The organism is Limnohabitans sp. 2KL-17 (assembly GCF_003063415.1).
GTDB lineage: Bacteria > Pseudomonadota > Gammaproteobacteria > Burkholderiales > Burkholderiaceae_C > Limnohabitans_A.
The window spans coordinates 1-1,107 of the sequence record NZ_NESK01000081.1; the positions used below are offsets into that span (position 1 = coordinate 1).

The following is a 1,107-nucleotide window of genomic DNA, read 5'->3' on the forward strand; positions in this document are numbered from 1 at the left end:
GCAAACCATTGGCGTCGTAGCGCTGGCCGAACACATACCAGCGTTCGGAGCCTTGTTGCTGACTCGCCCAAACCTGCACATGACCGGCATCAACGCCGCCACTGACCAGCGCCGCGCTTTTGGGTGCCAATTGATGACCGATGGTGGCGGTGTTGACCAGTATGTCCTTGGCGAGCGTGACCGTGGGCGCTTCGTTGACGGCGGTGACGTTGAGGGTCAGGGTTTTGGCGATGCTGGTGTCTGCCCCGCTGTTGGACGTGCCGCCGTTGTCCTGCACTTTAAAGCCGATTGTGGCGTAAGCACTGCCGTTGGCATTGGCCGCTGGCGCGTAGACCAAGTTGCCAATGCTTGCCGCTGCAATGCTTTGGTTGAACGTGACATCCACGCCATTGAGCTTGAGCGTGCCAGTGGTGGGCAAGGTGCTGATGATCACCGCGCTCAGGGTGTTGCTGTCAAGCGTGTCGCTAAAGCCAAAGTCGCTGGCCGCAAAGGTCTTGCTGCCGTCTTCAAGCACCGTGATGGTGGCGTCTGCGCCGCTGGGCGCGTCGTTGACGGCGGTCAGCGCCAAGATGGTGCTTGCGCTGCTGGTGTTGCCTGCCGTGTCCACCACCGAGATGCTCAGCGTCTTGTTGCCCGACGCATTGGCCGCGCCTTGGTAGGTGATCTTGCCTGCAGTGCTGAAGAAAGTGTTCAGGGCTGCCGGGCTGCCCGTGAAGGTGCGCGACAAGGCGCTGCCCCCGACCGTGACATTGGCATCGCCCGTGGCCGAGAGGGTGCCCTCGGTGACCGTGAGCGTCACGGTCAGGCTGGTGGCCGCATCGCTGAAGGCTGTGCTGGTGAACAGCAAGTTGCCGACTTGGTCTTCAAACAGGGTGAGGCTGGTGGGTGCGGTGACGAGGGGCGCTGTGTTGTCTAAAAGGTAGCTGGTGCCTTTTGTGACCACCACGTTGTCCAGGAACAGGTCGTTGAGAGCCGGATCAACGCTATTGTCGAACTTGATCGTTGTGCTGGTGCCCGTGGCCACAAACGTAAAACTCTGGTAGCGCCAATTGCTGTCTTGAATACTCGACGTCAAGCTTGCAAGCGCAGTCGTGCCGTCTGATGCCA

Annotated in this window: 1 protein-coding gene; it reads right to left on the bottom strand. The window is 60.5% G+C overall.

Annotated elements, in window-relative coordinates:
• Positions 1-1,075, bottom strand: a 1,075-nt coding sequence (locus tag B9Z45_RS16655) for a hypothetical protein (RefSeq protein WP_199221939.1), incomplete at its 3' end; no start/stop codon positions are given.
• Positions 1,076-1,107 lie beyond the last annotated feature (32 nt).